The 20,627-nt window shown below is 71.8% G+C and carries 18 protein-coding genes; 11 read left to right on the top strand and 7 right to left on the bottom strand.

Going from position 1 to position 20,627, the window contains the following annotated elements; translation table 11 throughout:
• Window positions 1–80: 80 nt before the first annotated feature.
• Window positions 81–2,567 carry an alpha-L-arabinofuranosidase family protein gene (locus IEZ11_RS22970; protein ID WP_189264726.1) on the top strand — a complete coding sequence of 829 codons (2,487 nt, stop codon included), beginning with the start codon at window positions 81–83 and terminating at the stop codon, window positions 2,565–2,567.
• 45 nt (window positions 2,568–2,612) lie between these two features.
• Here IEZ11_RS22970 and IEZ11_RS22965 read toward each other — a convergent pair whose 3' ends face one another.
• Both IEZ11_RS22965 and IEZ11_RS22960 read right to left on the bottom strand, forming a co-directional pair.
• A complete protein-coding gene (locus tag IEZ11_RS22965) occupies window positions 2,613–3,599 on the bottom strand; it encodes a phosphotransferase family protein (RefSeq protein ID WP_189264725.1) in 987 nt (328 codons plus the stop codon).
• An 82-nt stretch (window positions 3,600–3,681) separates the two neighbouring features.
• Window positions 3,682–4,590, bottom strand: coding sequence for a LysR family transcriptional regulator (locus IEZ11_RS22960; RefSeq protein ID WP_189264724.1), 909 nt, complete (start codon window positions 4,588–4,590; stop codon window positions 3,682–3,684).
• A 295-nt stretch (window positions 4,591–4,885) separates the two neighbouring features.
• On the opposite strand from IEZ11_RS22960, the gene IEZ11_RS22955 reads away from it, so the two are divergent.
• The 10 genes from IEZ11_RS22955 (at window position 4,886) to IEZ11_RS22910 (ending at window position 15,289) form a co-directional block, all read left to right on the top strand.
• On the top strand, window positions 4,886–7,510 hold the full coding sequence (locus IEZ11_RS22955; protein WP_189264723.1) for a YfhO family protein: 2,625 nt from the start codon (window positions 4,886–4,888) through the stop codon (window positions 7,508–7,510).
• Window positions 7,511–7,533: 23 nt separating this feature from the next.
• On the top strand, window positions 7,534–8,508 hold the full coding sequence (locus IEZ11_RS22950) for a glycosyltransferase family 2 protein (RefSeq protein WP_189264722.1): 975 nt from the start codon (window positions 7,534–7,536) through the stop codon (window positions 8,506–8,508).
• Window positions 8,508–8,927, top strand: a complete 420-nt coding sequence (locus IEZ11_RS22945) for a GtrA family protein (protein WP_189264721.1) — start codon at window positions 8,508–8,510, stop codon at window positions 8,925–8,927. The genes IEZ11_RS22950 and IEZ11_RS22945 overlap by 1 nt, the downstream gene beginning before the upstream one ends.
• Window positions 8,928–8,992: 65 nt before the next feature.
• Complete coding sequence (gene argC, locus IEZ11_RS22940; RefSeq protein WP_189264720.1) at window positions 8,993–10,021, top strand: N-acetyl-gamma-glutamyl-phosphate reductase; 1,029 nt, start codon at window positions 8,993–8,995, stop codon at window positions 10,019–10,021.
• Complete coding sequence (gene argJ, locus IEZ11_RS22935) at window positions 10,018–11,169, top strand: bifunctional glutamate N-acetyltransferase/amino-acid acetyltransferase ArgJ (protein ID WP_189264719.1); 1,152 nt, start codon at window positions 10,018–10,020, stop codon at window positions 11,167–11,169. Before argC ends, argJ begins: the two co-directional genes overlap by 4 nt.
• Window positions 11,166–12,074 carry an acetylglutamate kinase gene (gene argB / locus IEZ11_RS22930; protein ID WP_189264718.1) on the top strand — a complete coding sequence of 303 codons (909 nt, stop codon included), beginning with the start codon at window positions 11,166–11,168 and terminating at the stop codon, window positions 12,072–12,074. Before argJ ends, argB begins: the two co-directional genes overlap by 4 nt.
• Before the next feature lie 38 nt (window positions 12,075–12,112).
• Window positions 12,113–13,267, top strand: coding sequence for an acetylornithine transaminase (locus IEZ11_RS22925; RefSeq protein ID WP_229713307.1), 1,155 nt, complete (start codon window positions 12,113–12,115; stop codon window positions 13,265–13,267).
• Between the two features lie 19 nt (window positions 13,268–13,286).
• Window positions 13,287–13,832, top strand: a complete 546-nt coding sequence (locus IEZ11_RS22920; protein ID WP_189264716.1) for an arginine repressor — start codon at window positions 13,287–13,289, stop codon at window positions 13,830–13,832.
• Between the two features lie 121 nt (window positions 13,833–13,953).
• Window positions 13,954–14,541: an RNA polymerase sigma factor gene (locus IEZ11_RS22915; protein ID WP_189264715.1), complete on the top strand. Its 588-nt coding sequence runs from the start codon at window positions 13,954–13,956 to the stop codon at window positions 14,539–14,541.
• The gene (locus tag IEZ11_RS22910) at window positions 14,531–15,289 is read left to right on the top strand and encodes an anti-sigma factor family protein (protein ID WP_189264714.1); all 759 of its coding nucleotides are present in this window, start codon (window positions 14,531–14,533) and stop codon (window positions 15,287–15,289) included. The genes IEZ11_RS22915 and IEZ11_RS22910 overlap by 11 nt, the downstream gene beginning before the upstream one ends.
• 7 nt (window positions 15,290–15,296) lie before the next feature.
• On the opposite strand, the gene IEZ11_RS22905 is transcribed toward IEZ11_RS22910, so the two are convergent.
• The 5 genes from IEZ11_RS22905 to IEZ11_RS22885 form a co-directional block, all read right to left on the bottom strand.
• Window positions 15,297–17,111 carry an ABC transporter ATP-binding protein gene (locus tag IEZ11_RS22905; RefSeq protein ID WP_189264713.1) on the bottom strand — a complete coding sequence of 605 codons (1,815 nt, stop codon included), beginning with the start codon at window positions 17,109–17,111 and terminating at the stop codon, window positions 15,297–15,299.
• 74 nt (window positions 17,112–17,185) lie between these two features.
• A complete protein-coding gene (locus IEZ11_RS22900; RefSeq protein WP_189264712.1) occupies window positions 17,186–17,350 on the bottom strand; it encodes a hypothetical protein in 165 nt (54 codons plus the stop codon).
• A 216-nt stretch (window positions 17,351–17,566) separates the two neighbouring features.
• Window positions 17,567–18,307, bottom strand: a complete 741-nt coding sequence (locus IEZ11_RS22895) for an FAD:protein FMN transferase (protein ID WP_373294960.1) — start codon at window positions 18,305–18,307, stop codon at window positions 17,567–17,569.
• A 55-nt stretch (window positions 18,308–18,362) separates the two neighbouring features.
• Window positions 18,363–19,169, bottom strand: a complete 807-nt coding sequence (locus tag IEZ11_RS22890) for an FMN-binding protein (protein ID WP_189264711.1) — start codon at window positions 19,167–19,169, stop codon at window positions 18,363–18,365.
• Between the two features lie 46 nt (window positions 19,170–19,215).
• A complete protein-coding gene (locus tag IEZ11_RS22885; RefSeq protein WP_189264710.1) occupies window positions 19,216–20,598 on the bottom strand; it encodes a ferredoxin reductase family protein in 1,383 nt (460 codons plus the stop codon).
• Window positions 20,599–20,627: the final 29 nt, after the last annotated feature.

The raw sequence follows: 20,627 nt of genomic DNA, 5'->3' as shown, positions 1-20,627 counted from the left end.
ACCTATCTTGCCGTTCGAAGTGCTGACCGTTGTCCGATATTTCGAATGACGCACATCTCCTCACGAGCCGCGGAGTATCCATGTCACGCACCACGCGCACCCGGCTGAGACTCGGCCTTGGGGCAAGCGCTTTCCTGCTCGCCGCCGGCCTTCTCCCGGCCCCCGCCCACGCCGAGGACGTCACCGACTACGCGATCACCGTCGACCCGGCCACCCAGGGGGCCAGGATCGACAGGACGATGTACGGCGTCTTCTTCGAGGACATCAACCGCGCCGCCGACGGCGGTCTGTACGCGGAACTGGTCCAGAACCGGTCCTTCGAGTACACGACCGACGACAACAAGTCGTACACCCCGCTCACCGCCTGGACGGTCACCGGCGGCGCCCAGGTCGTGGACGACGACGGCCGCCTCAACGCCCGTAACCGCAACTACCTGTCCCTGGACGCCGGTTCGGCCGTCACCAACTCCGGCTACAACACCGGCATCCGGGTCGAGGACGGCAAGAAGTACGACTTCTCGGTCTGGGCCCGCGCCGCGGGCCGTACCGCACTGACCGTGTCGTTGCAGGACTCCGGCGGCGCGCTCGCCACCGCCCGGCAGGTGGCCGTGAAGAAGAACGGCTGGGCCCGGTACCGGGCGACCTTCACCGCCACCCGGACCAGTTCCGCCGGCCGCCTCACCGTGGCCACGGCCGACGCCGCCGCGCTCGACATGGTCTCCCTCTTCCCGCGCGACACCTACCAGCACGAGCCCAACGGTCTGCGCGAGGACCTCGCCGAGAAGATCGCCGCCCTGCACCCGGGTTTCGTCCGCTTCCCCGGCGGCTGCCTGGTCAACACCGGCTCGATGCAGGACTACAGCGAGGACTCCGGCTACCAGCGCAAGCGGTCGTACCAGTGGAAGGACACCGTCGGCCCGGTCGAGACCCGCGCCACCAACTCCAACTTCTGGGGCTACAACCAGAGTTACGGCCTCGGCTACTACGAGTACTTCCGCTTCGCCGAGGACATCGGCGCCATGCCGCTGCCCGTCGTGCCGGCCCTGGTGACCGGCTGCGGCCAGAACAAGGCCGTGGACGACGACGCGCTGCTCAAGCGGCACATCCAGGACACCCTCGACCTCATCGAGTTCGCCAACGGGCCGGTGACCTCGAAGTGGGGCGGGCTGCGCGCCGAGATGGGCCACCCGAAGCCCTTCCACCTCACCCACATCGAGGTCGGCAACGAGGAGAACCTGCCCGCCGCGTTCTTCGCCCGCTTCACGCAGTTCCGGGCGGCCATCCAGGCGAAGTACCCCTACATGCAGGTCATCTCCAACTCCGGCCCGGACGACTCCGGTACGACCTTCGACACGGCCTGGCAGCTCAACAAGGACGCCAAGGTCGACATGGTCGACGAGCACTACTACAACAGCCCGCAGTGGTTCCTCCAGAACAACGACCGCTACGACTCCTACGACCGCAGCGGGCCGAAGGTCTTCGTCGGCGAGTACGCCTCCGGCGGCAACACCTTCAAGAACGGCCTCGCCGAAGCCGCCTACATGACCGGCCTCGAACGCAACGCGGACGTCGTCAAACTGGCCTCGTACGCCCCGCTGTTCGCCAACGAGGACTACGTGCAGTGGAGCCCGGACATGGTCTGGTTCAACAACCACGCCTCCTGGGGCTCGGCGAACTACGAGGTCCAGAAGCTGTTCATGAACAACGTCGGCGACCGGGTCGTGCCCTCCACGGCCACCGGCACCCCCTCCCTGCTCGCCCCCATCACCGGCGCCGTCGGCCTGTCCACCTGGAACACCAGCGCCGCCTACGACGACGTCAAGGTCACCGACGCCGACGGGAACACGCTGCTCACCGACGACTTCTCCGGTGACGCCGGGCAGTGGACGCACACCGGCGGCGGCAGCTGGGCGGTCCAGGACGGGCAGTACGTCGAGACCTCCGACACCGCGGAGAACACCATGGTCCAGGCCGGCGACCCGTCCTGGCACGACTACGACCTGCACGTGAAGGCCGTCAAGAAGTCCGGCAAGGAGGGCTTCCTCGTCGCCTTCGGCGTCAAGGACACCGGCAACTACTACTGGTGGAACATCGGCGGCTGGAACAACACCCAGACCGCGGTCGAACAGGCCGTCGACGGCGGCAAGTCGACGCTGATCGCCAAGCCCGGGTCGGTCGACACCGGCCGGGCCTACGACGTCGACATCAAGGTACGGGGCCGGCAGGTCACCCTCCTGCTCGACGGCCAGGAGTGGGGCAGCTTCACCGACGACAAGCCGGCCGAGCCGTTCCGGCAGGTCGTCACCGAGGACCGGAAGACCGGCGGCCTGATCGTCAAGGTCGTCAACGCCCAGTCCGCGGCGGCCCGTACGGCCCTCGACCTCGGCGGCGTGAAGGTGGCCAGGAAGGCCAGGGTGACCACGCTCGCCGCAGCGCCCGACGCGGTGAACACCGAGACGGCCACCGCGGTCGCCCCGGTCACGTCCACCTTCACCGGGGTCGCCGACCGGTTCACGTACACCTTCCCGGCGGACTCGATCACCTTCCTGCGGATCAGGCAGAAGTAGCGTGCGGCGCGGGCTGCCGTCCGAGCGGCGGCGGCCCGCGCCGGGTCACCCCGACGCGCGCAGTGCGGCGACCCGTTCGGTCAGGTGGCGGCGGGTCCAGTCGGCGTGGTCCCCCTGGTAGCCGCGGGGGCCGCACTCCACGACGAGGATCAGGCCCAGATAGAGGCCGTAGAGGGCGAGCCGACGGCGCACGGCGGGGGAGTGGTCGAGGCGGCCGCCCGCCGCACGGTATCCGGCCATCAGGTCGCTGTCCGGGCCGATGTCCCCGCCGAACTCCAGGGAGACCAGTTCGGCCGCCGGGTCGCCCCAGAAGGCCCGTTCGTGGTCGATGAGGCCGGTGATCCGGGGGGCGTCCGCGCGGTCGTCGACGAAGATGTTGCCCGGCCAGAGGTCGAAGTGGACCAGCCTGGGCTCGGTGACCTCGTCGAGAGCCTGGCCGCCCTCGGCCACCAGGTCCCGGATCCCGGCGGCGGGCACCCCGAGGTCGGAGCCCCAGCGGACCGCGTCCTCCAGTACGGCGTCCACCATGGCCGTGAAGGCGGTGCGCCAGTCGGCGGCGGACAGCTCCGCCTCGGGCGCCGGATAGCCGAACCGGCCGTCCTCGGAGGTCAGGGTGTGCAGCCGGGCGGTGACCGCGCCCAGTTCACGGCGCAGCGCCGCTTCGGTGGCGGCCGGCAGGCGCTCGGCGGCCTTGTCCCAGGGGGTCCCCTCCAGCACCGAGACTGCGAGGAAGCCGGTTCCCCGGTGGAGCAGTTCGGGGGCCGGCACCGCGCCGTCGGCCAGGCCCGCCAGGCGCCGGTAGACCATGGCCTCGGTGCCCATGATCCCGCGCTCGTACCGCAGCACGGGGGCCTCGGCGGGCGGCGCGAGCTTCACCACCGCGGCGCGTCCGTCGTCGAGGCGGACCAGATAGGCGGCGTTGAACCAGCCGTCGGTCAGTTCGCTCTCCAGCCGGCAACCGGTGCCCGTCGCCTCCCGGAGGAGGGCGTCGAGTCCGGCGGCGGACAGCCGACGCTTGGTCAGGCTCTGCATACGGCGACTCGCTCTCGTCCGGCGGTGCGGTGCGTGCGTCCGTGCGGTGTGTGGGAGCGCTCCCGAAGATACGGGATCCGGGTCAGCCGTGGCCCCGGCTCCGGATGACCTCCGCGGCTTCGAGGAGTTCGCCCAGCACGCTCCGCACCGCCCTGCGGGCCGTCCGCTCGGGCCGGTGCAGTACGTCGATGTGGCGGTGGGCCTCGATGCCGTCGAGCGGTCTGAGGACGACACCCGGGTGCGGTCGGGACGTCCAGCGGGGCATCAGGGCGACTCCGCCGCCCGCCGCGACCACCTCGGCGACCACGGCGATCTCGTTGACGCGGTGGACGATGTCGACGCCGTGCCCGGCCGCCGCCGCGATGGCCTCGACCGTGGCCAGCAGGGGGAACCCGTCGTGCACGGTGATCCAGGGCTGCCCGGCGACGTCCCGCGCGGTCAGGGCGGGGCGCGCGGCCAGCGGGTGGCCGACCGGCAGGGCGATGTCCAGCGGCTCGCGCAGCAGCGGGGTGGCCGTGGCGGTCCGGGGCCAGGGCGGCGTGTGGTCCATGCGGTGGGCCAGGACCAGGTCGTAGCCGCGGGTCAGGGGCGGGAAGTCGGCCTGGGCCACGTCCTCGTCGTGCAGGGCGAGCCGGGGGGACCCCGGCTCGCCGAGCCGTCGTAGCAGCAGCGGGAAGAACGCGGCGGCCCCGCTGTGGAAGGCCGCCAGCGACACCGTGCCGTCGGGTTCGTCGACGTACGCGTCGATGGTGTGGCGGGCCCGGGCCAGCGCCGTCTCCACGCCGATCGCCGCGTCCGCCAGGGCCTGCCCGGCCGGCGTGAGGACCAGCCGGCGGCCGGCCCGTTCGGTGAGCGGGACCGGGATCGAGCGCTGGAGCAGGCGCAGCTGCTGCGAGATCGCCGAGGGCGTCACCCGCAGCGCCTCGGCGACCGCCGTGACGCTGCCCAGTTCGCCCAGCTCCCGCAGGACCCGCAGCTGCCGTTCGTCCACGGTGTGAGTGTAGCTTCGCTAAAGGGTTGGTCGAGAAGGACGTCGTCCACTTCAACATCCCGGCCACGGGTCGTGAACGGCACGTCCCGCGGCCGCGTTAACCTCCGAATCATTTTCCAGAAATCTTCTGTTTCCTTTGAAGTCGTGAATTCTTTCCCGTGTCGCGCGTGGATTCGGAATTCGATTTATTACTTCACAGGCACGGCACAACCATCAGGAACGTGTACCCGTCTAAGTCGGCGAAACACCGACCTGCGGGGAGTGACGCCCCGTTTTTATCTGGGGGCCGCGCAGAATGAATCGCACCACGCTCGCCGGACGCGAACTGGGGGCGAAACCGGCCGGGGGCGAAGCGGGCCGGGAAACCGGCCGCGTGAAATGGTGGAACGCCCGTCCGGGAGCGGCCGCCGCGCTGCTCGCGGCCCTTCTCACCACCGTGGCGTTCTGTGCCGCGGACGTGATCGCCCGCAGCTACCCGTTCGGGCCCCGCACCCGCGGCGTCAACGACCTCGGCAACCAGTACGTGCCCTTCCACGCCCACCTGTGGGACCTGCTGCACGGCAGGGCCGACGGCGGACTCCTCGTCAACTGGCAGTCCGGCTACGGCTCCAGCTTCCTGCCGGACCTCGGCACCTATGTGAGCAGTCCGTTCGCGCTCCTCGTCGCCCTCTTCCCGCGCGACGAGATCGACCTCGCGGTGTACGCGATCACCGTGCTGAAGACGGCGGTCGCCGGCGCCGCCATGGCCTGGCTGCTGCTGAGCCTGCGCAGCGGCCGCTGGTGGGCGGCCGGCCTGCTGGGCGCCTCCTACGCCCTGTGCGGCTGGACCCTCGCCCTCGCCTCCTACAACCCGATGTGGCTCGACGGCCTGATCGCGCTGCCGCTGTTCTGCCTGGTCGGTGAGTGGGCCATGGCCGGCCGCCGCCCGCTGCCCGGGGTGCTGATCGTGGCGCTCGCCTGGATCGCCAACTTCTACACCGCCTACATGGCCACCCTCGGCGCCGCCCTGGTGCTGCTGCTGAGGCTGGTGCTCGCCGAACTGCCGTGGCGACGTGCCCTGGCGGTGGCCGGGCGGGCCGCGGTGACCGTCGGGCTCGGCACCGGCCTGGCCGCGCCGCTGGTGATCGTCGTGTACTCCGGCACCCGGCACGCCTATCCGGGCCGTGCCGGACACTTCGTCCCGGCCGGGACCGAGGACCTGCTCGCCCGGCTGCTGCCGACCACCTACAGCTACAGCTCCCCGGCCCTCTACGTCGGCGTCACCGCGCTGGTGCTCGCCCTGGCCCTGCCCTTCCACCGGAAGGTGCCGGTCCGGGTACGGGCCGGCTGGACGGTGCTGGTGCTCGCGGTGGCCCTGTCGTTGCAGTGGGCGCCGACCAGTCTGGCCTGGCACGCCTTCGCCGTCCCGAACGGCAGCTCCTACCGGCAGGCCTTCGTGCTCTGCGCCCTCCTGGTCATCGCCGCCTGGCACGCACTCGCGTACGGGCCGCCGGACCGGCGGGCACTGGGCGCGGCCGCCGTGCTGCTGGTCCTGATCGTCGCCGTCGCCGGCCGCAGCAATCTGACCCGGCACCACAGCCACCACACCTGGCCGGTGGTGCTGCTCGCGGTCGCGGGCACGCTCGCCGGACTCGCGCTGCTCGGCCTGGGGGACGGCAGACCGGTACTGGCCGGGCTGGCCGTGGCACTCCTGATCGGCGCGCAGTTCGGCGAGGCCGCCGCCACCTCCGCCGTGGCCACCGGGGCGCGGCTCGGCCAGATGGACGACTACGCGCCCTGGGGCGACCGCCAGCAGCAGGAGGCGGACGCGGTCGCGGCGGCCGACGCCTGGCCCGTGTACCGCACCGAACCCGGCCGCGACCAGACCGTCGGCAACGACCCCATGATGGTCGGCGGCCAGGGCGCCCAGTACTACAGCAGCCTCACCGCCGACGTCCTCAGCCGCACCCTCACCGCGCTCGGCGACGGCTGGACCTCGCGCGGCCGCAGCCTCCAGAGCCTCGACAACCCGGTCACCGACGCCGTCTTCGCGGTGGGCGCCCGGGTGCACAACCCGCCGGACCCGCACCAGAAGTGGCTGCCCCAGGGCGGCGGCCCGTCCACCGTCACCCGCGAGGACGTCCCGCCGCTGGTCACGGTACGGCCCACCGCCGCGCACAGCACCCCGGCCGCCTTCGGCCCGTCCCCCTACCGCAACCAGGAACTCCTGCTCGGCGCCCGTGTCTACACCCTGCCCCGCACCACCCTCGGCGGTGCGCGCGGGGGCGACGCGGCGCGGGGCCTGCTGGTCGACGGAGCGGGGACGATCACCGCGCGGTGCAGGCCCGGGAGTTCGGTCTTCCTGTGGGCGCCGCACTACTCCGGTACCGCCCGACTCGTCGGCGGCGGTGAGCGGAAGCTGTTCCGGTCCGACGCCGAGAACACGAAGATCGCCGCGATGCAGCCGCTCGGCACGGTGCGCGCGGCGGGGCAGGTCCGGATCGACCTCAGGCCCGACCGGCTCAGCCGCGTCCCGGCACAGGGCGCGGTCGGCTGCCTCGACACCGCGCGGCTGCGCACCGCCGTACGGCACCTGAGGTCCACCGGCGCGACCAGGGTGACCGTCTCCGACGGCACCCTGCACGCCCAACTGCCCGCCGGCAGCAGGGGGACCGCCGTGGTGGCCGTCCCGCGGATCGCCGGCTGGCGCTGCTCGGCCGGCGGTCACGAGGTCGCCGCGGGCGAGTTCTACGGCCTGATCGCCGTCCCGCTGGGTGCCTCCGTGACCAGCCTGACCTGCACCTTCCACCCACCCGGTCTGCGCTTGGGGGCCGCTGTGGGCGGCGCCGCGCTGCTGGCCCTGATCCTCATCGGCACCGTCCCGGCCGTCCGCCGCAGAACCGCCGGCCGCTCCCGCGAGCGCATGACCACCGCTCACTGACCCGTCCCCAGGGGGAAGCACCCATGCTGATATCGATCGTCGCGCCCTGTTACAACGAGGAAGACGTCATAGAGCGCTTCCACGAGCAGGTCCAGAAGATCGCCAACGAACTCCTCCCGCTCGGCCACGACATGGAGTTCGTGTACATCGACGACGGCAGCCGCGACCGCACCCTGCCCCTGCTCAGCCGGCTCGCCGACCGCGACGCGCGCGTGCGGTACGTCTCCTTCAGCCGCAACTTCGGCAAGGAGGCGGCCCTGCTGGCCGGTCTGAAGCACGCCACCGGCGACGCCGTGATCGTCATGGACGCCGACCTCCAGCACCCGCCCGAACTCATCAAGCGGATGGTCGAACTGCGCGGCGAGGGCTACGACCAGGTCATCGCCCGGCGTACCCGGCAGGGCGACCGTCTCACCCGCACGCTCACCGCCCGCCTCTACTACCGGCTCGTCAACCGGCTGGTGGACGTCGAACTGGTCGACGGCGTAGGTGACTTCCGGCTGATGTCGCGCCGGGTGGTGGACGCGATCGTGAACCTCACCGAGTACAACCGGTTCTCCAAGGGCCTGTTCGCCTGGGTCGGCTTTCCCAGCACCACCTTCGAGTACGAGAACGCGGTGCGCGAACACGGCAGCAGCTCCTGGTCGTTCCGCAGCCTGCTCAACTACGGCCTCGACGGGCTGCTCTCCTTCAACAACCGCCCGCTGCGCGCCGCCCTCTACCTCGGCATGACCCTGCTGGCGCTGGCCGGCGCGTACACGGCGTGGATCGTGGGCGCCGCGATGGTCAACGGCGTCCAGACGCCCGGCTATGTCACCATCATTACAGCCGTCACCGCCCTGGCCGGCGTACAGATGATCATGCTCGGGGTCATCGGCGAGTACACCGGCCGGATCTACTACGAGGTCAAGGGGCGCCCGCACTTCCTGGTGAAGGCGACGAACGTGGACCGAACGGAAGACCGCAGCCGCGGCACGACGAAGGACCTCATCCCCTGATGCCGAACGCCACCCTGTCGACCTCCACCGCACCCGCCCGCCCGATATCCGGGCAGATCATCACCTTCGCGCTGGTGGGCGTCGTCAACACGGCCACGTACTACGGCCTCTACCTGCTTTTTCTCAGGTATTTGCCGTACCTGGCCGCGCATATTCTCGCATTCTTTCTGAGCATGATCGGCTCGTTCTTTCTCAATGCCCGGTTCACTTACCGGACGCGTCCCACCTGGCGGAAATTCCTGCTGTTCCCGCTGACCAACGCGACGAATTTCGTGATCACCACGGTGGGGGTGTACGTGATCGTCGACATGCTGCATGCGGGGAGCACGTTCGCTCCGCTGATGGCGTCGGCGGCGGCGATTCCGGTGACGTTCGTGGTGTCGCGATGGGTGATGCTGCCGAAGGTGAGGGCCGTCTAGTCGTCTGCGGCGTTGCATAAACGTGCATGCTCTCGTATAGTCATGCCATCTGGAGGAGGATGGACATGGCGGTACGTGCGGCGGTGGCCGGAGCGAGCGGATACGCGGGCGGAGAGGTCCTGCGGCTGCTCCTCGCGCACCCCGAGGTCGAGATCGGCACCCTGACCGGCAACTCCAACGCGGGCCAGCGCCTGGGCGCGCTCCAGCCGCACCTGCTGCCGCTGGCCGACCGCGTGCTGGCGGAGACCACCCCCGAGGCCCTCGCCGGGCACGACGTCGTCTTCCTCGCGCTGCCGCACGGACAGTCCGCCGCCGTCGCCGAGCGGCTCGGCCCGGACGTCCTCGTCGTCGACATGGGCGCCGACTTCCGCCTCAAGGACCCGGCCGACTGGGAGCGCTTCTACGGCTCCCCGCACGCCGGCACCTGGCCCTACGGCCTTCCCGAACTGCCGGGTGCCCGCGCCGCGCTGGAGGGGTCCAAGCGCATCGCGGTACCCGGTTGCTACCCCACCGCCGTCTCCCTCGCCCTGTACCCGGCCTACGCCGCCCAGATCGCCGAGCCCGAGGCGGTGATCGTCGCCGCGTCCGGCACCTCCGGCGCCGGCAAGGCGCCCAAGGCGCACCTGCTGGGCAGCGAGGTCATGGGCTCCATGTCGCCGTACGGTGTCGGCGGCGGCCACCGGCACACCCCCGAGATGATCCAGAACCTCGGCGCGGTGGCGGGGGAGCGGGTCGCCGTCTCCTTCACGCCGACGCTCGCGCCGATGCCCCGGGGCATCCTCGCCACCTGCAGTGCCAAGGCCGCGGCCGGCGTGACCGCCGAGTCCGTGCGGGCCGCCTACCAGAAGGCCTACGCCGACGAGCCCTTCGTCCATCTGCTCCCCGAGGGCCAGTGGCCCGCCACGGCGTCCGTCCACGGTTCCAACGCCGTTCAGGTGCAGGTCGCGTACGACGAGGCCGTCGGCCGCATCATCGCGATCAGCGCCATCGACAACCTGACCAAGGGCACCGCCGGTGGTGCCGTGCAGAGCATGAACATCGCCCTCGGACTCGACGAGTCCACCGGGCTGACCACGATCGGAGTTGCGCCGTGAGCGTGACGGCAGCGAAGGGATTCACGGCCGCGGGCATCGCCGCCGGGATCAAGGCGAACGGCAACCCGGACCTGGCCCTCGTGGTCAACACCGGACCCCGCCGTGCCGCCGCGGGCGTCTTCACCTCCAACCGCGTGAAGGCCGCGCCGGTGCTGTGGTCCGAGCAGGTGCTCAAGAGCGGCCAGGTCTCGGCCGTCGTCCTCAACTCCGGTGGCGCCAACGCCTGTACGGGCCCCAAGGGCTTCCAGGACACCCACGCGACGGCCGAGAAGGCCGCCGAGGTGCTGGGGCGGGGCGCCATCGAGGTCGCCGTCTGCTCGACCGGCCTGATCGGGGTGCTCCTGCCCATGGACAAGCTGCTCCCGGGCGTCGAGACCGCCGCCGCGCAGCTCTCCGAGCACGGCGGCGAGAAGGCCGCCATCGCCATCAAGACCACCGACACCGTGCACAAGACGGCCGTCGTGACGAAGGGCGGCTGGACCGTCGGCGGGATGGCGAAGGGCGCCGGCATGCTCGCCCCCGGCCTCGCCACCATGCTGGTCGTCCTCACCACGGACGCGGTCGTCGGGAGCGAGGCGCTCGACCAGGCGCTCCGGGCCGCCACCCGCACCACCTTCGACCGGGTCGACTCCGACGGCTGCATGTCCACCAACGACACCGTGCTGCTGCTCGCCTCCGGCGCCTCCGAAGTCACCCCGGAGTACGCGGAGTTCGCCGAGGCGGTGCGCGCGGTCTGCGACGACCTCGGGCAGCAGCTGATCCGCGACGCCGAGGGCGCCAGCAAGGACATCAGGATCGAGGTGGTCAACGCCGCCTCCGAGGACGACGCCGTCGAGGTGGGCCGCTCCATCGCCCGCAACAACCTCCTCAAGTGCGCCATCCACGGCGAGGACCCCAACTGGGGCCGCGTGCTCTCCGCGATCGGCACCACCAGGGCCGCCTTCGACCCCGACCGGCTCAACGTCGCCATCAACGGCGTCTGGGTGTGCAAGAACGGCGGCGTCGGCGAGGACCGCGAGAAGGTCGACATGCGCTACCGCGAGGTGCACATCGTCGCCGACCTCGCGGCCGGCTCCGAGACCGCCACCATCTGGACCAACGACCTGACCGCCGACTACGTCCACGAGAACAGCGCCTACTCGTCATGAGCACCACGCGTAAGCACACCGCGCTGCCCAAGGCGCAGACCCTCATCGAGGCGCTGCCCTGGCTGGTCCGTCACAACGGCAGGACCGTCGTGATCAAGTTCGGCGGAAACGCCATGATCGACGAGGACCTGAAGGCCGCCTTCGCCCAGGACGTCGTCTTCCTGCACCACGCCGGCCTCAAACCGGTCGTCGTGCACGGCGGCGGCCCGCAGATCAGCGCCGCCCTCGACCGGCACGGCATCGTCAGCGAGTTCAAGGCCGGGCTGCGGGTCACCACCGAGGACGCCATGGACGTCGTACGGATGGTGCTCGCCGGGCAGGTCCAGCGCGAGCTGGTCAACCTGCTCAACCAGCACGGGCCGCTCGCCGTCGGACTGACCGGCGAGGACGCCCACACCATCTCCGCGACCAAGCACCGGCCCGAGATCGACGGCGAGTTGATCGACATCGGGCGGGTCGGCGAGATCACCGCGATCGACACGGGCGCGATCGAGGCCCTGCTCGCCGACGGCCGGATCCCGGTCGTGTCCTCCATCGCCCGCTCCCAGGACGACGGACATGTCTACAACGTCAATGCTGATACGGCGGCTGCGGCACTCGCTGCCGCGCTGGGCGCCGAGACCCTCATGGTCCTCACCGACGTCGAGGGCCTCTACGAGGACTGGCCCGACTCCGACGAGGTGATCAGCCGCCTCACCGCTTCCCAACTGGAGAAGCTGCTGCCGGAGCTCAGCTCCGGCATGGTGCCGAAGATGCAGGGCTGCCTGCACGCCGTGCGCAACGGCGTCACCACCGCCCGGGTCATCGACGGCCGGGTCCAGCACTCGATCCTGCTGGAGATCTTCACCGACGAAGGCATCGGCACGATGGTCGTGCCCGACGAGCAGGAGGGGAAGCAGCCGTGAGCAACCAGGAGCTGACCACGCGGTGGCAGGGCGCGCTCATGAACAACTACGGCACCCCGCGGCTGCCCCTGGTACGCGGCGAGGGCGTCCGGGTCTGGGACGCCGAGGACCGCCAGTACCTCGACTTCGTCGGCGGGATCGCCACCAACGCGCTCGGCCACGCCCACCCCGCGATCGTCGAGGCCGTCGGCAGGCAGATCGCGTCCCTCGGCCACATCTCCAACTTCTTCATGGCCGAGCCCACCGTCGCCCTCGCCGAGCGGCTGCTCCAGCTCTTCGGCCGGGACGGCAGGGTCTTCTTCTGCAACTCCGGCGCCGAGGCCAACGAGGCCGCCTTCAAGATCGGCCGGCTGACCGGGCGGACCCACATGGTCGCCACCGAGGGCGGCTTCCACGGCCGGACCATGGGCGCCCTCGCGCTCACCGGCCAGCCCGCCAAGCAGGACCCGTTCCGCCCGCTGCCCCCCGACGTCACCCACGTGCCCTACGGCGACGCCCAGGCGCTGGCGGCGGCGGTCACCGAGGAGACCGCCCTGGTGATCATCGAGCCCGTCCAGGGCGAGAACGGCGTCGTCGTACCCCCGCCCGGCTACCTCAAGGCAGCCCGCGCGATCACCGCCGCGACCGGCGCCCTGCTCGTCCTCGACGAGGTGCAGACCGGCACCGGCCGCACCGGCACCTGGTTCGCCTACCAGGCCCACGAGGGCGTGCTGCCCGACGTGGTCACCCTCGCCAAGCAGCTCGGCGGCGGGCTGCCGCTCGGCGCGACCGTGGCCTTCGGCCGGGCCGCCGAACTGCTCCGGCCCGGCCACCACGGCACCACCTTCGGCGGCAACCCGGTCGCCTGCGCCGCCGGCCTCGCCGTCCTCGACACCATCGAGAACGAGGGCCTGCTGGAGAACGTCAAGCGGCAGAGCGAGAGGCTGCGGGACGGAATCGAGGGTCTCGGCCACGGGTTGATCGATTATGTCCGGGGCGCGGGTCTCCTCCTGGGTATCGTGCTCACCGAGCCGCTGGCCGCGCAGGTGCAGCAGGCGGCTCAGGAGGCCGGGTTCCTGGTGAACGCGCCCGCCCCCGACGTCGTACGGCTGATGCCGCCGCTGAACCTCCGCGACGCCGAGGCGGACGCGCTGCTGAGCGCCCTGCCCGGCATCCTCGACGCAGCGAGCGGGGACGGACTATCCGGAGCATGATCCGGAGAATGAGACGACGATGAGCCAGGCGCAGGAGTTCGACCAGTCGGGCGGGGCGGGGCCCGCGGTACCGCAGACCCGGACCGCCCGGCACCGCCGGATCGTGGACATCCTCAACCGGCAGCCGGTGCGCTCGCAGAGCCAGCTCGCCAAGCTGCTCGCCGACGACGGGCTCACGGTCACCCAGGCGACGCTCTCCCGGGACCTCGACGAGCTGAACGCGGTGAAGATCCGCAACACCGACGGCGAGCTGATCTACGCGGTGCCGAGCGAGGGCGGCTTCCGCACGCCCCGCGCCCCGCTGGGGGAGTCGGCCAAGGAGGAGCGGATGCGCCGCCTCTCCCAGGAGCTGCTGATCTCGGCGGAGGCCTCGGCGAACCTGGTGGTCCTGCGCACCCCGCCCGGCGCCGCGCAGTTCCTCGCCTCGGCGATCGACCAGGCCGAGCTGCACGACATCCTGGGGACCATCGCCGGGGACGACACACTGCTGCTGATCAGCCGTGAGCCGACCGGCGGCCAGGCCCTCGCGGACCACCTGCTGCGCCTGGCCCAGAACGGCCACTGACGGCCACCGGCACCCGCGTGCGGGTCCGGGGCGGCCGACGGACAATGGCGGTGTGATCTTCCGCGGCGAGCGGTCAGGCGGGCGGGCAATCCCCTGGCGGCCGTCGAACGTACACCGGGGTGTGTCGGGATTGCGGTTCCCCGTCGGCCGTCTCCCGGACGAGGCTCTGCTGTCCGGGCTGGCCACCGGAGACCCGGAGCTCGCCGAACTCTTCGTACGGCGATTCCAGCACCGGGTCTTCGGAGTCGCCATGGCGGTCACCGGGGACCCGCAGCTCGCCGAGGATGTCGCCCAGCAGACGTTCGAGCGCGCCTGGCGCCATGCCCAGATCTACGACTCGCGCCGCGGCTCGGTCGGGACCTGGCTGACGGCCATCGCGCACAACCTCGCCGTCGACGCGGTCCGCGCCCGGCGGACGGAACCGATGGCACCCGAGGACCTCGACCCCCTCCTCGACGCCGTCACCGAGACCCCCGAACGATGGGCGCTGGCCGACGAGGCCTCCACCCAGCTGCGGGCCGCGCTCGCCCGGCTGCCGCGCGAGCAGGCCCGGGCCCTGATGATGGCCGGCATCTACGGCATGACGGCCCAGCAGATCGCCGACGCGGAGCGGATCCCGCTGGGCACGGCCAAGACGCGGATCAGAGCGGCGATGGCGAAACTCCGCACCGCGCTCGCGTCCCCCGAGGGAGGCGACCATGTCCGGTGACACGCACTGCGAGAAGCTGCACGAGGTCGGCGCCGAACTGGCGCTGGGCGTCCTGCCGGGCCGCGAGCGGGCCGAGGCGGTCGCCCATCTGGACGGCTGCGCGGACTGCCGGGAGTACGTGCGTCAACTCACCGGGATCGGTGACCGGCTGGTCGGCCTGCTGCCGGAGAGCGAGCCGCCGTCCGGCTTCGACACCCGGGTGGCCGCAGGTCTGGCCGAGCAGGCGGCGGGGGCGGCGGGGGGCCGGCCCGCCCGCGCCGCGGCCCAGGGCCGCCGCAGCCGCGTCCGGCGCGTCCGGCCGCGGCTCGCGGCGGCGGCCGCCGCCCTCACCGTCGCGGTCGGCTTCGCCGGCTGGGCGGTCGGCAGCGCGGTCGAGGGGGCCGTCACCGCCTCCTCGTCGCCCGCCGTCGAGTCCGAGCCCGTGCTGGTCGGGGACATGATCCCGGCCGGCGGCGGACAGCCCGTCGGCGAGGTGTACGCCCACCCCGGCAGCCCCGCCTGGATCTTCGTGTCCGTCGCCCTGCCCGGCACCCCCTACAACGGCAGGGTGACCTGCCTGCTGGCTCGCGCCGACGGCACGACCACGCGGGTCGGCGACTTCCCGCTGCGCGCCGGACGCGGCAACTGGGGCGTCGCGGTCCCCGTCGACCTCACCCGGTACTCCGCCGCCCGCCTCACCGCTGCCGACGGGACCGTCCTCGCCACCGCCCAGCTGCAGCAGGGCAAGGTGCTGGCCCCGGAGACATGACCGGGGATCAGGACAGCGCCGCTCCCGAGCCGAGCCGGTGCAGCCGGGCGTACGGCCCGTGCCGGCCGAGCAGATCGGCCGGCGTGCCGTCCTCGACGACCCGGCCGTGGTCGAGCACCACGATCCGGGTGGCGTCGCGGACGGCCGCCGGCTGGTGCGAGACGACCACGGTGGTCCGCCCGGCCATGAGCCGGCGCAGCGGCTCCATGACCCGCCCCGCCGAACGGGCGTCGAGCCCGGCGGTCGGCTCGTCCAGGAGCAGCACCGGCGCGTCCCGGATCATCGCCCGCGCGATCGCCAGCCGTCGGCACTGTCCGCCGGAGAGCGTCCGGCCGCGCTGTCCGACGAGGGTGTCGTAGCCGTCCGGGAGCCGCTCGACGAACTCATGGGCGTCAGCGGCCCGCGCCGCCGCGACGATCTCCGCCTCGGTGGCCGCCGGCCGGCCGTAGGCGATGTTCTCCCGCACGGTGCCGTGGAAGACCAGCGTCTCCTGCAGCACCACGGAGATGTTCTCCCGGACGTCGGTCAGACTCAGTTCGCGCAGATCGGTCCCGTCGAGCCGGACCGCGCCCCGGTCGGGGTCGTAGAACCGCAACTGCAGCTTCGCGAGCGTGGACTTGCCCGCCCCGCTCGCCCCGACCAGCGCCAGCGTCTCCCCGGGAGCCGCCCGGAACGACACGTCCGACAGCACCCAGGCCGTCGTACCGGGATAGCGGAACCACACCCGGTCGAACTCCACGGCGCCCCGCGCCCGGCCGATCCGCCGGGCCCCGGCCGCCTCGGTCACCTGGGGCCGCTCGTCGAGCAGTTCGATGATCCGCTCCGCGGCGGCGGAGGCCGCGTAGAAGGTGGAGCCCAGCCCGGACAGCCCGTGCACCGGGCCGTACAGCTTGCCGATCAGCGCGAGGAACACCAGCAGGCCGCCGAGGGTGAGCTGGCCCTGGGCCAGCTTCCAGGTGCCGAGGGCCAGCACCGCGAGGCCGCCCGCCACCTCCACGAACTCGACCACGGGCGCGTACACGGCATGGATCCGCGCCGAGGCCATCGTCGCCCGGAACCTGCCGGTGTTCTCCCGCTCGAACCGGTCCGCCTCCCACGACTGCCGGTTGTACGCCTGCACGAGCAGGACGTTGCCCAGCGACTCCTCGGCGATCGCGCCGAGCGCCCCGCCGCGCCGCCTGCGTTCCCGCGAGGCCGCCCGGACCAGCCGCGAGAACCGTCGCGCCGCGCCCCAGAACAGCGGTACGACGACGAGGGCGAGCAGGGTGAGGTCCCAGCGGAGGTAGAGCAGCAGGCCGAGGTAGACGCCCAGGCTGATCGCGTAGTACAGGGCGTCCGCGACGCCGGAGAGCAGGAACGTCTCCACCGCGTCGACATCGCCCGTGACCCTGGACAGCACGTCGCCGAGCCGCCGGCGCTCGAAGAAGCCGAGCGAGAGTCCCTGGACATGCCGGAACACCCCGGAGCGCAGCGTGAGCAGGAAGCGTTCGCCGACCCAGGCGGACGTCACCTCGTCGGCGAACCCGAGGGCGCCGGAGCAGAGGACGAGGCCCAGGTAGGCGGGGGCGATCCACAGCAGCGGCCGCAGCTCCCGGGCGACGAGCACGTCGTCGACGACGAACTTGAAGAGCCAGAGTTCCGCGGCGTCGACGGCGGGGGTGGTCAGGCTCAGCAGGACGAGCGGCAGGAGCCAGCGGCGGCCGCCTCGGGTGTACGGCCAGAACCGCCGGAAGACCTCGCGCGGGGAGACCGGGGGAGCGGCCGCGACCACGGTGTCGGAGGGGGCGCCGGCCGACAGCAGACGCCGCAGCACGTGCGCCATGTGAGGGTTCCTCGGAAACCGCCGGCGAGCGGACCGGCCGACCCGGCGCCGGTCCGCTCGGCCTTCAGGGGTGGTCAGTAGTGTCCGTGACCGTGCCGGTCGCCGTGGTCGTGCCCGTGGCGGTCGTGGTCGTGGCCGTGACGGTCGTGGTCGTGACCGTGCCGGTCCCCGTGACCGTCGTTGCGGTCGCGGTCGCGGTCCCGATGGTTGAACGGCATGAGGTTGCTGAAGACGGCCATGGTGTTCCTCCCGGAAATCGCTTCACAGGGGGTACGGCCGAAGGGGTGGGAGGGATGCCGTTGTGGGGGAGAAAATCAGAAAACATTGCGGTCGGTGTTCGGCTGCGGGTGGGTGGGGGCTGATCGCGCGGTTCCCCGCGCCCCTGACGGGGCGCTGCAGTCGCCGTTTCTTCCCAGCCACGGGCACCCTGTAAGCGCCGGCAAGCGTCCCCCGCCTCAGCCCAGACGCGCGGCCAGACCCCCCGTGCACCGCACCTCGTCGCCCGCCGTGATCAGCAGGCCCTCCACGCCGGGCAGCGACTCCAGCCACGCCAGCCCGGCCCGCGACCCCATCGCGAACGCCGCCGTGGCCCAGCAGTCCACCCACGTCAGCCGCGGACCCACCACCGTGACCGCCACCAGGTCCGTCACCGCCGACTTGGCCGTGCGCGGGTCGACGATATGGGCGCCCCGCTCGGCCGTACCGGACGTGGCGACCGCCAGTTCCGCCACCCCAGCCGCCGAGATCACCGCCGCCAGGCCACCCGGCCGCAGCGGATCGGCGATCCCCACCCGCCAGGCGCGCGTCGGTTCGGGCGCGCCGAACATCTGGACGTCGCCGCCGCCGTTCACGCTCACCCCACGCACCCCGGCCACCTGCCGGAGCGAGCGCGCCGCCCGCTCGGCGGACCAGCCCTTCACGATCCCGGTGGGATCGAGCCGTCCCCGGTAGCGGGCGCTGAACCAGCCGTCGCTCACCCGCTCCGCCTCGGCCGCCAGCTCCAGCACCTCGGCCACCTCGGGATCGCACTCCGCGACGCCGATCTCCTCCCGCGCCAGCCGGGACACCTGGCTGTCCTCGCGGTAGGTGCTGAACACCTCGTCGACCCGGTGCAGGCCGGCGACCGCCTCGTCGAGGGCCGCCCGTACCGCATCCGGATCCCCGCCGCGGACGTCGAAGGAGAAGACCGTCCCCATGACCTCCTCCGCGTGCCGCACCGCGGCGGGAGCTTCCGCGGACTCCGCCACGGCCTCAGCCACCGGCCTGGTCCAGCGCCGACTGCAACGACTGCTTGTAGCCAGTGCTGGTGTAGGTGGCCCCGGAGACGGAGTCGATGTCGGCGTTGCCGGCCGCCACCGCCTCCTGGTTGAGCTTCGGGACGGAGAGCGCGGTCTTCTGGTCGCTGGTGCCGCCGCTGGGCGCCTGTACCGCCTCCGCCTTGGTGATCTTCCCGCCGGAGACGGTGATCCGGACCTGGACCGGCCCGTACTGGGTCTGCGCGACCTGCCCGGTCACCGTCTTGGCCTGCGCCTGCGCGGACCCGGAGGAGGACGAGGAGCCGGACGACGAACCCGACGAGGAGCCGGAAGAGCTGGACGCGGCGGCTTCCTTCATCTTGTCCAGCGCCGACTGGAGCGACTGCTTGTACCCGGTGCTCGTGTACGTCGCCCCGGAGACCGAGTCGATGTTCGCGCTCTGCGCCGCCACCGTCTCCTTGTTCAGCGTCGGTACCGACAGCGCGGTCTTCTGGTCGCTGGTGCCGCCCTTGGGCGCCTGGATCGCCTGGGCCTGGGTGATCTTCCCGCCCGCGACGGTCAGCCGGACCTGCACGACCCCGTACTGCGTCTGGGTGGCGTCCCCGTCCACCGTCGTGGTCCCGGCGGTCCCGGTGCCGCCCTGCGGCGACTCCTGTCCCGCGGCCGCGGCCGACGGAGCCGCGCCGGCCGCCGACGCGGACGTCGGGTCCGACGACGGCTTCAGCGACAGCAGCAGCACGACACCGGACACGGTCGCCGCGGTTGCCAGCACCACACGCCTGATGGGGTGACTCTTCCTCATCGTTCCCGAACTCCCGATTCCCTGGATTCCCGTGTGGTCCCGTCGCTCACATCTCGAACGACTCGTGATGGATGCGGCGGGCGGGAACCCCCGCGCCGCGCAGTGCTTCGTACACGCCCTGCGCGAACCCGGGCGGGCCGCACATGAAGACGTCGTGGTCGACGATGTCCGGGATCTTCCGCTGGAGGTTCTCCGCGGAGATGTCCGGCCGCTCGCCCTCCGGGCTGTTGACCGCGTACATCAGGCGGGCCCCGCGCTCCTTGGCGATCTTGGCCAGCTCGTCCCACAGGGCCAGGTCCTGGGTGGTGTTGGCCCGGTAGAGCAGGGTCAGGTCGCCCGCGGCGCCGGGCAGCGTCTCGAACAGCGCCCGCATGGGCGTGATCCCGACGCCGCCCGCCACCAGCAGGACCTTGCCGCGGCTGCGCCGGGACGCGGTCATCGCCCCGTACGGCCCTTCGGCCCACACCCGGGTTCCGGGCCGTAGTTCGCGCAGCCGCGCGCTGTGGTCGCCGATCGCCTTGACGGTGATCCGCAACATGTCGGGGCGGGGTGCCGCCGACAGGGAGTACGGGTGCGAGCTGAACCGCATCCCGGGGGCCAGGAACCGCCAGCGGAAGAACTGGCCGGCCTCGGCGCCCATCCGGTGCAGCTTGCGCCCGCCGATCAGCACCGACACGATGCCCGGCGTCTCCTCGATGACCGCCTCGACCCGCATCCGGTGCCGCAGGTTGAGCCGGATCGGGGTGAGGATCCGGTACCAGACCACCAGCGCGGTGACCACGCCGTACAGCCCGTACCAGAAGGTCTTGGCGATCGGGGTGAGGGCGAAGTCGTTGCCGGTGGTGATCTGGTGCCAGAAGGTCAGGAACACCGCCGCGTACGTCAGCAGGTGCACGTGGTACCAGGTGTCGTACGGCATCCGGCGCCGCACCGGGCCGATCGAGGTCAGGCCGATGACGACGAACAGGCCGGTGCCGATGGCGGCCTTGCCCATGTCGGGGAGCTGGTTCACGGAGTCGATGGTCTGCTGGACGATGTCGTTCAGCGTCTTGCCGGCCTGCAGCGCGTAGCCCCACATGATGAGGAAGACGTGCGCGAAGACCAGGCAGAGCGTGTAACGGCCGCTCATCGCGTGCCAGCGGGCCACCCGGTCGGAGCCGACCCGCCGCTCCAGCGCCGGCACCCGGGCCATCTGGAGCACCACCAGCGCCATCAGGTACCCCGCCAGCAGGCCGGTGATCCGGCCCGCGTTGAGGATCTTGCCGTTCTGGTCGGCGATGGACGGGGTGTTGTGCCACCACAGCCACAGCACGGCCGCCGCGCCCGCCCATACGGCGAGCAGCAGCGGGACTGCCGGGGAGCGGCGCGGGCGGATGCGGCGCATCGTCTGTCGTCGGGCGGCACGTCCGCCTGCGAGCGTGGTGGTCACGGTTCCTCCGTAGGGAATTGACCCTTGGC

The sequence above is a fragment of the Streptomyces fuscichromogenes genome (assembly GCF_014645815.1).
Lineage (GTDB): Bacteria > Actinomycetota > Actinomycetes > Streptomycetales > Streptomycetaceae > Streptomyces > Streptomyces fuscichromogenes.
Note: the sequence above shows the minus strand (reverse complement) of the source record. Positions and strands in the feature narration are given on the sequence as shown.

Bases quoted from the DNA above. Each gene is read 5' to 3' on its own strand.
- IEZ11_RS22905 (WP_189264713.1), bottom strand. From the start codon at position 17,111: ATGGCGCACGTGCTGCGGCGTCTGCTGTCGGCCGGCGCCCCCTCCGAC.
- IEZ11_RS22925 (WP_229713307.1), top strand. From the start codon at position 12,113: ATGAACAACTACGGCACCCCGCGGCTGCCCCTGGTACGCGGCGAGGGC.
- IEZ11_RS22955 (WP_189264723.1), top strand. From the start codon at position 4,886: ATGAATCGCACCACGCTCGCCGGACGCGAACTGGGGGCGAAACCGGCC.
- IEZ11_RS22965 (WP_189264725.1), bottom strand. From the start codon at position 3,599: ATGCAGAGCCTGACCAAGCGTCGGCTGTCCGCCGCCGGACTCGACGCC.
- IEZ11_RS22900 (WP_189264712.1), bottom strand. From the start codon at position 17,350: ATGGCCGTCTTCAGCAACCTCATGCCGTTCAACCATCGGGACCGCGAC.
- IEZ11_RS22970 (WP_189264726.1), top strand. From the start codon at position 81: ATGTCACGCACCACGCGCACCCGGCTGAGACTCGGCCTTGGGGCAAGC.
- IEZ11_RS22910 (WP_189264714.1), top strand. From the start codon at position 14,531: ATGTCCGGTGACACGCACTGCGAGAAGCTGCACGAGGTCGGCGCCGAA.
- IEZ11_RS22920 (WP_189264716.1), top strand. From the start codon at position 13,287: ATGAGCCAGGCGCAGGAGTTCGACCAGTCGGGCGGGGCGGGGCCCGCG.
- IEZ11_RS22950 (WP_189264722.1), top strand. From the start codon at position 7,534: ATGCTGATATCGATCGTCGCGCCCTGTTACAACGAGGAAGACGTCATA.
- IEZ11_RS22895 (WP_373294960.1), bottom strand. From the start codon at position 18,307: ATGGGGACGGTCTTCTCCTTCGACGTCCGCGGCGGGGATCCGGATGCG.
- argB (WP_189264718.1), top strand. From the start codon at position 11,166: ATGAGCACCACGCGTAAGCACACCGCGCTGCCCAAGGCGCAGACCCTC.
- argC (WP_189264720.1), top strand. From the start codon at position 8,993: ATGGCGGTACGTGCGGCGGTGGCCGGAGCGAGCGGATACGCGGGCGGA.
- IEZ11_RS22945 (WP_189264721.1), top strand. From the start codon at position 8,508: ATGCCGAACGCCACCCTGTCGACCTCCACCGCACCCGCCCGCCCGATA.
- IEZ11_RS22890 (WP_189264711.1), bottom strand. From the start codon at position 19,169: ATGAGGAAGAGTCACCCCATCAGGCGTGTGGTGCTGGCAACCGCGGCG.